Annotated in this window: 7 protein-coding genes, 1 pseudogene and 1 riboswitch; of the genes and pseudogenes, 5 read left to right on the top strand and 3 right to left on the bottom strand. The window is 72.5% G+C overall.

What is annotated here, in order from left to right; genetic code table 11:
* From Q0C41_RS26675 to Q0C41_RS26665, 3 genes and pseudogenes are all read right to left on the bottom strand, one after another.
* Positions 1-918: pseudogene (locus tag Q0C41_RS26675) on the bottom strand (hypothetical protein); the annotation flags it as partial.
* Positions 915-1,283 carry a hypothetical protein gene (locus tag Q0C41_RS26670; protein WP_291989199.1) on the bottom strand — a complete coding sequence of 123 codons (369 nt, stop codon included), beginning with the start codon at positions 1,281-1,283 and terminating at the stop codon, positions 915-917. The pseudogene Q0C41_RS26675 and the gene Q0C41_RS26670, both read right to left, overlap by 4 nt.
* Positions 1,280-3,499: a glycosyltransferase gene (locus Q0C41_RS26665; RefSeq protein ID WP_291989197.1), complete on the bottom strand. Its 2,220-nt coding sequence runs from the start codon at positions 3,497-3,499 to the stop codon at positions 1,280-1,282. Before Q0C41_RS26665 ends, Q0C41_RS26670 begins: the two co-directional genes overlap by 4 nt.
* 41 nt (positions 3,500-3,540) lie before the next feature.
* Positions 3,541-3,760, top strand: a riboswitch (cobalamin riboswitch).
* Between the two features lie 56 nt (positions 3,761-3,816).
* Here Q0C41_RS26665 and Q0C41_RS26660 point away from each other — a divergent pair.
* The 5 genes from Q0C41_RS26660 to Q0C41_RS26640 form a co-directional block, all read left to right on the top strand.
* A complete protein-coding gene (locus Q0C41_RS26660; RefSeq protein WP_291989195.1) occupies positions 3,817-6,054 on the top strand; it encodes a TonB-dependent receptor in 2,238 nt (745 codons plus the stop codon).
* The gene (locus tag Q0C41_RS26655) at positions 6,038-6,889 is read left to right on the top strand and encodes an ABC transporter ATP-binding protein (protein ID WP_291989193.1); all 852 of its coding nucleotides are present in this window, start codon (positions 6,038-6,040) and stop codon (positions 6,887-6,889) included. Before Q0C41_RS26660 ends, Q0C41_RS26655 begins: the two co-directional genes overlap by 17 nt.
* The gene (locus Q0C41_RS26650) at positions 6,886-7,968 is read left to right on the top strand and encodes an iron ABC transporter permease (protein ID WP_291989191.1); all 1,083 of its coding nucleotides are present in this window, start codon (positions 6,886-6,888) and stop codon (positions 7,966-7,968) included. Before Q0C41_RS26655 ends, Q0C41_RS26650 begins: the two co-directional genes overlap by 4 nt.
* A gap of 110 nt (positions 7,969-8,078) precedes the next feature.
* Positions 8,079-8,936 carry an ABC transporter substrate-binding protein gene (locus tag Q0C41_RS26645; RefSeq protein ID WP_291989189.1) on the top strand — a complete coding sequence of 286 codons (858 nt, stop codon included), beginning with the start codon at positions 8,079-8,081 and terminating at the stop codon, positions 8,934-8,936.
* A gap of 13 nt (positions 8,937-8,949) precedes the next feature.
* Positions 8,950-10,158: S1C family serine protease (locus Q0C41_RS26640; RefSeq protein WP_291989187.1), on the top strand; the 1,209-nt coding region annotated here is incomplete at its 3' end.

Genomic DNA, 10,158 nt, shown 5'->3' with positions numbered 1-10,158 from the left:
CGGTGGATGGGTCACGAACAGGCGTCGGTGGGCGGCGCTGTGGCGCTCGGCGGCCAGCAGCGCCGCCAACGTCCAGGTGTCCTGGTCGGTCGCCCCCCCGGAGGCGTGCATGCGTTCGAGCAGCGCGCGCGCCCGGCCCTCGGCGCGCCCCTGGCGCGCCAGATCGGCGGCGCGACGCAGTGTGGCGGCCGTCGCGGTCCGGCCAAGCCGTGGCCCCAGCAGATCCAGTCCGCGCAGGGGCTGGCCGGCATCGGCCCAGGCCTCCACTGCCAGCGCCCGCATGCCGTCGTCGGCCGGATGCGCCGCAACGTAACGGTCGAACTCGGGGGCCAGCGCGGCACGCGAGGTCTGCGCCGCCGACACGCGCAGGAAGGAGGCCTGCCAGGCGGCACGGGCCTCGCGGTCGACCGCGGGAACCCCGCTCCACGCACGACCGGCCACGGCCGTCTGGCCGGCGCGCTCGGCCCGCACGGCCACCGAGGCACGCGTCTGGGTCCAGGCCGGGTCATTCGGCACGGCGGCCGCGGCGGCATCCGCCACCGCCAGCACGGCGCCGATCGCGTCCTCGTCGTCGCCAAGCAGGTCGATCCAGCGGACGAAGACCTCCCGCGAGGCCGCCTTCCGGTCGGCCAGGGATCGCGCCAGCCGGAGCGCCGTGTCGCGGTCGACGTGCACGGCGATCCAGAAGTGCTCTTCCTGTTGCCCGACGTCGAGCGGACGCAGTCGCGCGCTCTCGCTGAAGTGCTCGTGGGCCTCGCGCCACTGTCGCCGGGTCGCGGCGACGCGGCCGAGCCCGATCAGCGCCTCGGCTCGCTGCACGGCCGACGCCGAGGCCGGCGCAGGCTGGGCATCGATCGGGGGCGGGCACACGAGACCGGCGAGCAGTCCCGCGACGAGGAGGTGACGCGCGCGGGTCATGGCGCCTCCGCCACGCGGGCGAACACGCGGGCCGCCTCGTCGAGACGGCCCTGGCGCCTGAGCCCGTCGGCGTAGCGGAGCATCACGGAGACGTCGCCGGGGTTGTCCCGGACCAACCGGGCCAGCGCCGCCACATGCAGGTCGATCAGGCCCTGGCGATCGGTGGCCGCCACCAGCGCTTCGGCGTGATGGCGCGACAGATACGGTCGTGCCAGCGCGGCCTCGGCCTGCTGGCGCGTGTCGGCCACCGGCGCCTGCGCCGCGGCCGGCGCGTCGATCGAGAACAGGTCGCGATGCAGGTAGCGGAACGCCGCGAACTCGAGGACGGTGGCGGCCAGCACCAGGAGCAGCAGGCGGCGCATCACGACGCCACCGCCATCCGCGCATCGTCGTCCACGCCGGCGGTCACGCTCACGCCCTCGACGAACCGCAGGCCGAGATCCCAGGCATTGCCCTGGCGGCCGGTCGACTGGATGGCACGCACGCGGATCACCTGCGCGCGACGCTCACGCGAGCCGGAGGCGAACTGCAGGGCCACCGAGACCATCGTCCCCTTGGGCAGCGAGACAGGCGAGACGAGTGACACGCCGCTCGCACTCAGGTCGCGCGTCGTCACCCACCAGGGCGCGCCGCTGACACGCAGGCGGGCAGGCAGACGCAGCGGACGACGCGACGCGCGTGGCGCCAGGCGACGATGCGCCGCACGCCAGGTGTCACGGACGAGGCGCACGAGCAGCGGGGGCTGGCGCAACCCGTGCAGCAGTTCGGGGACGACGGTGTCGAAGATGGCGTCGCTGATCGCGTCGCAGGTGGCTGGAGAGGGATCGACGAACCGCACCCCGTGCGCGTACCAGCCATCGACGGTACGGCGATGGGTCGCGACGACGTCGATGGCGACACGGACGGGCCCCGCCGGCAACTGGAGGTCGAGATGCCGCGGCCCATCGGACGCGATCGGCTCGGGCCAGAGCAGGCGGCATCCCCCCTCGCTGAGGTCGGAGGTCGCGCCGACGCGCGTCACGCCGCCCCATTCCGCCGTGGCCGGGACGCAGGCGCGGAACCGCGACGTGTCGCGCTTCTGCGCCGGACGCAGGGCCAGACGCACCACGGCGACGACGAGCGCCATGTTGTAGGTGGTCCAGAAGATGGCAATGCCGGCGCCGAACCTGTCCTCGGTGACGCCGAAGCCGAGGCCCATCAGGCTCCAGTTGATCGCGAGCATCGACGCCAGGAGCATCACGAAGTGCGGCAGCACCGCCGTCGTGGACGTCCCGCCGCCCTTCTTGCTGGTCACGACGAACACGCCGACCTTGCGGCCCTGCAGCAGGAACCGCCACGTGGCCTGCAGCAGCGTGAACGTGTTCAGCATGTTGAAGAACTCGTCCATCACCAGCCGGCCGCGGCCGCGACTCGTCAGCTTGTAGGCCAGTGTCATCGCCGCCAGGTTGGCCAGGTAGATGGTCAGCAGCTGCGAGTCGAAGGGCGCGATGGGGAACGTGCCCGACACCAGCATCCAGGGCGGTGCCGCGTAGTACACCAGCTTGGGCACGCCGACGGTCCAGTGGAACATCGAGGCGAAGTACGCGATGCGCTGCGGGATGGTCAGGCCGCGACACGTCAGCGGGTTGATGTCGAAGATGATCTTGAGATTGCCTTCGGCCCAGCGCAGCCGCTGCTTGAGGAACGACGCGACGTCGGTCGGCGCCAGCCCCGTGACGAGGATCTCGTTGACGTAGACCGACTTCCAGCCTTCGCTGTGCAGCACGATGGCCGTGTGCATGTCCTCGGTGATGCTGCCGGTGATGATCCCGCCGTGTGCCTCGAGGGCCGTGCGGCGCAGGACGGCGCCGGTGCCGCAGAAGAACGCGGCATTCCAGTAGTCCTTGCCGGGCATGACCAGGTCGAAGAAGACGTCCTGCTCGCCGTACATGCGGCGCTCGTCCCAGTTGACCTGGTGCTGCACCGAGTCGAGGTTGTGGTACTGCTGCGGCACCTGCACCAGGGCCACCTTCGGGTCCTCGAAGTACCCGATCGTCCGCTCCAGGAACTGCGGCTGGGGCACGTGGTCGGCGTCGAGCGTGAGGATCAGGTCCCCGCTCGTCTGCGCGTAGGCGTTGTTCCAGTTGCCGGCCTTGGCGTGGCGGTTGTCGTTGCGGGTGATGTACCCGCAGCCCAGTTCCCGGGCCAGGGCCTCCACCGCCGGCCGCCGGCCATCGTCACAGAGGTAGGTCCGGTGCGGATAGCGCATCGCCATGGCGGCGCGGGCCGTCTGGCGCAGCAGGGGGACGTCCTCGTTGTACGTGGTGATGAACACGTCCACCGTGAAGCGGCCGCTCGGGGCCGGACACTCGCGGCGGCAGAGCGCCCAGGTCTGGAAGAAATAGAAGAACAGCGACAGGAACCCGTGCACCTCCGCCAGGTACACCACCATCGCGAAGACGGGGGCCTCGGGGTTCAGGGTGAAGCGGGCCCGGTAGACCAGGTAGCCCAGAAAGATGGCCAGCGCCACCACGGCGAGCGCCTGCCGCGCGAGGCGGACGGGCGTACGGTCGAGATAGCGAAGCTGCTGGTCGGCGTCCATGGCGCTGCCAGAACCAATCGGTAATTGCGGGCCAGTCTCCAACCGGTGCTATCCTCGCCAGCGACAACCCGATGTTGTCGAAGGGAAGCTGGGTGCGAATCCCACACGGTCCCGCCACTGTGACGCGGTGAGCCGGTTTCGCTCGAGGGCAGGCCCCATGGCCTGGCCCCGCCACTGCAGCCATCGCGCTGTGGGAAGGCGAAGAAACCGCTCGTTCTGTCCCGCCGAGTCAGGAAACCTTCCATCGGGCAAGTCCTCTGCCTGTCGGCGCAATCTCGCGCCGCAGCGTCGGCGCGTGGAAACGCCGAGGAGGTCGAATGCTTCGCACGCACACCCTGCCCGCGGCCGGGGTGCTGCTGGTCCTGTTGTCGACGCCGGCCCTCGCGGCCCGTCTCGGCGGCTCGGTCTCCAGCAGTCCCGGTCATCCGATCGTCAACGCCAAGGTCGTCCTCGAAGGGCCCACGGGACCGGTTGCGACCACCAGGACGACCCCGTCTGGCACCTTCGTCCTCGAGGCGCCCGAGGGGGACTACACCCTCCGGGTCGTCGCCGATGGCTTCGATGCCCCTCCCCGCCAGGTCACCCTGCGCGATGCCGCCGACGCCTCGGCCGACGTGACCATGGGGGTCGCCGCCCTGGCCGAGCAGGTCGTCGTGTCGGCCGGCTTCGTGCCCCTGACCCGGTCGGCCAGTGGCGCCACGCTCACCGTGCTGGATGAGGCCGAACTCCGGACCCGCCAGCTCGAGAGCGTCCAGGACGCCCTGCGGTCCGTGCCCGGCTTCACCGTCGCGCGCAGCGGTGGCCGAGGCGCCGTGACGTCGGTCTTCCCGCGGGGAGGCGAGAGCGACTTCACGCTGGTGATGGTGGACGGCATCCGCCTGAACGACATGGGCGGCAGCTACGACGCCGCGCACCTGCCGCTGTTCGACCTCGACCGCGTCGAAGTGGTCCGCGGCCCGCAGAGTGCGGTGTACGGATCCGACGCCGTGGGGGGCGTCGTGCAGCTCGTGACGCGACGGGGCGGCCCCCTGCGCGCCGCTGGGGTCTTCGAGGCCGGCAGTTTCGGCACCTGGCGCGCCAACGGATCGGCCAACGGCAGCGCGGGACGCCTGCGCTGGGGTGGCGGGGCCGAGCAGCTGACGTCCGACGGGTTCACCGGCACGGCGCCGGGCACCGGCGAGACGGTCAGCAACGACGACTACCGTCGCACCGATGCCATGGCCAGCCTCGGCTACGAGGGGGATCGCTGGCAGCTGACCGGCCTGCTGCGCGCCGGACGCAACGAGCGCGGCGTCCCCGGGCCGTTCGGCAGCGACCCGAACGACACCTACTCGGGCGTCGACACCGTCTCCCGCAACGACAACGAGACCGTCGCCGCTGGCGCGTCGCTCACCTGGCGACTGGCGCAGGCCGTGCAGGCGCGCGGGGCCGTGGCGTACGCCAGGCGCGACAGCACCTATCTCAGTGCCTTCACGCCCGACACGCCGACGGCGTCGGGCAACCGCATGGTCTCGGCGCGCGGCCAGGTCGATGCCGCGTGGCTGGGCGTCTCCTGGACGGCTGGCAGCGAATGGGCCGTCGAGCGCGCCGCGTCGGCCTTCATCACCGGCCTGCAGAACCAGGAGATCCCCGTCGATCGGTCGCAGCTCGGCGTCTTCGGCGAGGGACGCATCGAGGTCGGCCAGCTGTCGATCCAGGGCGGCGCCCGCTTCGAGCGGGTCGTCAGGAGCGCCCTCGAGGGCAACCGCTCCGTGTTCAGCCCGCGGCCGTCGTTTGCCGAGGACACGATCTCGGTGGTCAATCCGCGCGTGGCCGTCAGCTGGCGCGCGCTGGGTGGCGAGGCCTGGTGGGCCCGCCTCCACGGCGGCTACGGCGCCGGGATGCGTGCCCCCGGCGCCTTCGAGATCGCGTTCACCAACAACCCCGGGCTGAAGCCGGAGACGTCGCGCAGCCTCGAGGCGGGGCTCGAGACCGGCTGGCTCGGCGGTCGCCTGGTCGCCGACGCGCTCTACTTCCGCAATGCCTACGACGACCTGATCGTCACCGTCGGGCGCGTGGCGGGCACGACGGCGTTCCGCAGCGACAACATCTCGAACGCGCGCAGCGAAGGGGTCGAGGCGTCGCTGTCGTTCCGTCCGGTCGCTCCGCTGACGATCCGCGGCGGCCTCGTCGGCCAGCGGACGGAGATTCTGGCCAACGACGGCTTCGCCGACGCGCCCGCCCCGTTCCTGGTCGGCGACGCGCTGCTGCGGCGGCCCGAGCTTGCCGGCTTCGCCGACGTGCTCCTGCACGTCGGACGCGTCAGCGCCTTCCTCCGCATCGACAACCGCGGCGACGTGCGCGACATCGACCCGAGCTTCGGCGCCAACGCCGGTATCTTCACCAACCCGGGCTTCACCACCGCGGACGCCGGCGTCTCGCTGCGTCTGCTCGACCAGGTCGAGATCTTCGGCCGTGCCCTCAACCTCCTCGACACGGACTACGAGGAGATCTTCGGCTTCCCATCACTCGGACGCAGCGTGATGGTCGGAGTGCGACTTGCTTCGAGCCGCTGACCTGACCTGCCGGTTCGGCCGGGCCACCGTGCTGCACGGCGTGTCACTCGACGTGGCCCGCGGTGGCATCACCGGCGTGCTCGGCCCGAACGGCTCGGGCAAGACGACGCTGTTGCGGATGCTCTCGGGGGCGCTGCGGCCGACGAGCGGTGAGGTGCGGCTCGACGGCGCGCCGATCGAGAGCATCCCCAAGCGCGGGCTCGCCCGCCGCCTCGCGGTCGTGCCCCAGGAGATCCACCCGGTGTTCGACTACACCGTGCTGGACCTCGCGCTGATGGGGCGCTACGCCCATCTCGGACCGTTCGGGTTCGAGACCGCGCTCGACCTGCTGGCGGTGCGTCGGGCACTGGCGGCCACCGGCACGGCGGACCTCGAGTGCCGTCACTTCGACACGTTGAGCGGTGGCGAGAAGCAGCGGGTCGTCATCGCCAGCGCGCTGGCGCAGTTCGAGGAAGACACGCGCGACGAAGGGCGCCTGCTGGTGCTCGACGAGCCGACCGCGGCGCTCGACCTCCACTACCAGATCGAAGTCGCGCAACTCCTGCGGCGTCTGGCCGACGATCGCGGCCTGACCCTCCTGGTGACGACGCACGATCTGCAGTTCGCCTGGCAGGTCTGCGACCGCGTCGTGCTGCTGCAGGACGGCCGGGTGCTCGCCGACGGTCCCACCGAGGAGACGCTCACGCCGGCGCACCTGCATGCGCTCTATGGCGTGCGCGTCGACCGCATGACGCACCCGGACGGCTCGGTGTCGCTGGTGCCCGCCTCGCTCGTCGGCGACCGCGGGCGACGCGCACCGACCCCGGTCCTCGCCATGCACGGAGCGCGTCGGTGAGGGCGCCGGCGGAGTCGGGTGTGGTCCGGACCGCCGCGTGGGATCCGCACGACCCGCGCGCCGCCGCACAGGCCGCCGCCGGCCGCCGCCGCCAGGCCTGGCGCATCTACGGGCTGTTCGGCACCCTGTTGCTGGCGGCCATCGTGGGCGCCCCCCTCGTGGGCTCGACCCCGCTCGATCTGCGGGCCGTGCTCGACCGCACGCGCCCGTTCGCCGACAACCTCGACGCGCAGATCTTCTTCATCGCCCGCCTGCCTCGCGTGCTGGCTGCAGGCCTCGTGGGCGCCACGCTCGCCGTCGCCGGCGTCGTGATGCAGGCGTTGTTGCGCAACCCCCTGGCCACGCCCTTCACCCTGGGCGTCTCCTCGGGGTCCGCGCTCGGTGCCATGCTCGCCCTGACCTTCCTGCCCACCTGGACCGGTGGCGCCCTGACGTCGGTGCCCCTCGCCAGCCTGGCGGGCGCCCTCGGTGCCGTCGCCATCGTCTACGCGCTCGCGCAGGTGCGGCATCGCGGCTTCTCGACCGACGTGCTGCTGCTGGCCGGCGTCACGCTCAACGCCTTCTTCTCCGCGCTGATCCTCCTGGTGCAGTACCTCTCCGACTTCACGGAGACGATGCGGACGATGCGCTGGCTGATGGGGGATCTCGACGTCGCCGGCTATCGGCCCCTCGTCATCGCGATGGGGCTCCTGCTCCCGGCGGCAGTGGCGTTCGCGTGGCTGCCCCGCAGCCTCAACGCCCTGGCCCTCGGTGCCGAGCAGGCCGGATCGCGCGGCGTGCCCGTGCTCGGCGTGCAGCGCCTCGCCTTCTTCGCGGCGTCGCTGGCGACCGGCGTGGCCGTCTCGCTGGCCGGCCCGATCGGCTTTGTCGGCATCATCGTGCCCCACCTCGTGCGCCTGCTGGTCGGCGCCGACCACCGCATCGTGATGCCGGCCTCGGCGCTGTTCGGCGCCGCCTTCCTGATGGCGTGCGACGCCCTCGCGCGCCTCGTGCTGTCGCCCGTCGAACTGCCGGTGGGCGTCGTGACCGCGGTGGTGGGGGCACCGTTCTTCCTGTGGCTGCTGATCCGAAAAACATGACGCTCGCCCCGGGTAGGGCCGGCTCTCCGAGCCGGCCGTCATCGTCAGCCCGTAGCGCCGGGCGACGGCCCGTTCGGAGAACGGGCCCTACCCTCGGGACGCTCCTGCTCGTGCTGCTTGTCTTCGTCGGGGCATGTCGGCCGCGCGAGGACGCCAGGGCGACGGCGGAGGCCGCGACGGCCGGGCCGCGCGTGGTGTCGCTCGTCCCGGCCGTGACCGAGATGCTGTTCGCCGTCGGCGCCGGGCCACAGGTCGTGGGCGTGAGCAGCTACGACAAGCACCCCGCCGAGGTCGCGACGCGGCCACGTGTCGGGGCCCTGCTCGATCCCGACCTCGAGCGCATCCTGTCGCTGAAACCCGACCTCGTGGTGACCTACGGGTCGCAGACGGCCCTGCACGAGCAGTTGGCGCGTGCCAACATCGCGACGTTCACGTATCGCCATGGCGGCATCGGCGACACGCTGGAGACGTTCGCGGCGGTCGCCACGCGCGTGGGGCGTGGCGACGCCGGCCGGGCGGCGGCGCAGGTCCTCCCCGCCCAGCTGACCAGAAACCGGATGCGCGTCGAAGGACAGCCGCGGCCACGGACGCTCCTGGTGTTCGGGCGTGAGCCGGGGACGATTCGGCACGTGTGGGCCAGCGGCGGCGTGGGGTTCCTCCATGAGCTGCTCGACGTCGCGGGGGCCGACAACGTGTTCGGCGACGTCGCGCGCGAGAACATCCAGGCCACGAGTGAACTGCTCCTCGCCCGCGCCCCGGAGGTCATCGTCGAGTTGCGGGCCGAGACCCGGGTCGCCGAGTCGCCGTCGCCCTGGCTGGCCCTGCCGGGCGTGCCGGCCGTGAGGCTGGGACGCGTCCTGTCGCTGTCGGGCGACCAGATGGTGGTGCCGGGGCCGCGCCTCGGGCAGGCCGCGGAGGCCCTCGCCCGCGCGCTGCATCCCGATGCCTTCGCGCACCAGCCGAAGTGATATACCTTCGGCCATGACGTCTGCCGGGAGGTCCGGTTTCTCGCGAGAATCCCGCCTCCTTGCGGCGACGATCGGCGTGTCGCTGGTCGTGTTGCTCGTGCTGTCCCGCTTCCGCTTTCCGGACGCCTCGACCGACGCGCGGGACGGCGCGGCCGCCCAGCCACTGGCCCGCCTGGCCGCCCGCGCGGCCTTCGACGACCTGTCCCTCGCCGTGCGCGAGCTGACGAGCCGCGTCAACGGCTCGCTGCTGGCCGTGCGGACGAGCGGCCCGGCCGGCGCCGCCACCGCCCTCTCGCCCACCTCCCGTGACTCCCGGCTGCTACCCGCACTCCGCGTGCGCGACGACGCGGCCGTGGTGCTGGTGCCGGAAGGCACCGTCGTGGAGGGGGTCATCGGCGTACCGGGGCCCGTCACCGTCCTGGCCCGCGATGCCGTCCGCGGCTTCGCCCTGGTGCGAGTGCCACCGCAGACCGCCCCCATGCTGAGCATCCGCGAAGGTCAGCAGCCGCTGCCCGCGCCGGGGTACCTCGCCGTGGCCGAGGCGACGGGTGCCGGCACGTCCGTCCGCCCGGTGTTCGTCGGCCGCAGCGACGGAGTCGGCGATCCGCGGTGGGACACGCCGCTGCTCACGCTCGGGCGGGGGGCCGCGGCCGACATCGGCGCGCCGGTCTTCACGCTCGACGGGCGCTTCGCCGGGATGGTCACGGCCACCGACGGGGCACCCGCGCTCATCCCGGCCGACGTGGTGCTCGCCTCGGTGGATCAGCTGCTGCGCGGCGCCGTCACCACGACAGGCGACATCGGCGTCGCGACCCAGCCCCTCGATCAGGCGCTGGCCAGGGCCACCGGCGCGTCGTTCGGGGCCGTCGTCGCGGCCGTCGACACGGAGAGCCCGGCGGCGCAGACCATCGCGCCAGGGGATGTCATCACGGCGGTCAACGGGCAGCCGATCCGATCGCCCGACGCCTTGCGCCTGCGCGTGTCGCGCACCGCGCCCGGCACGTCCCTGACCCTCACCCTGCGCCGCGAGGGCGTCTTCCTCAGCGTGCCCGTCACCGTGCGCGCCAGGCCGACGGCCGCCACGACGCCTGCGCCTGCGGCTCGCGCGGCGACGACGGCCGAACGGACGCTGGGTCTGACGCTGCGTGGCGTGGCCGGCACGGGCAGCGAGGTCCTGCGCGTCCAGGCCGGGTCAATCGCCGAGGCGTGCGGCCTGCGCGCC

The sequence above is a fragment of the Luteitalea sp. genome (assembly GCF_022842525.1).
Taxonomy (GTDB): domain Bacteria; phylum Acidobacteriota; class Vicinamibacteria; order Vicinamibacterales; family Vicinamibacteraceae; genus Luteitalea.
This window is presented reverse-complemented; position numbering and strand designations above follow the sequence as displayed.